General features: G+C 58.3%; 1 protein-coding gene. It reads right to left on the bottom strand.

What is annotated here, in order from left to right:
* Nucleotides 1-240 (bottom strand): phage minor tail protein L (locus HEN21_RS22800; RefSeq protein ID WP_183082977.1); only part of this gene is annotated, 240 nt, incomplete at both ends.

Raw genomic sequence — 240 nt, 5'->3', positions numbered from 1 at the left:
ATTTGCTGCATTTATCCTTCGTGATATCGGACGTCGGCTGGTCATATTCATCCGCGACTGCCGGACCGTGATAACCGCACTCATCGCCGCGATAGGTCCAGGTGCAGGTGTTGGCCAGCATGATACGTCCCGGAAAAACAGCGCCGTCCGTTTCCGTCGGCGTGGACAGTACAAAAGAGGCACTCACCGCGCTCAGTTCGCTGCACTGCTCGATGCGCCAGCGGCTGATCACCTCCTGCT

This window comes from Escherichia sp. 93.1518 (genome assembly GCF_013368915.2).
Lineage (GTDB): Bacteria > Pseudomonadota > Gammaproteobacteria > Enterobacterales > Enterobacteriaceae > Escherichia > Escherichia ruysiae.
The sequence above is the reverse complement of the archived record's forward strand: the minus strand, read 5'-3'. Positions and strand labels throughout refer to the sequence as shown.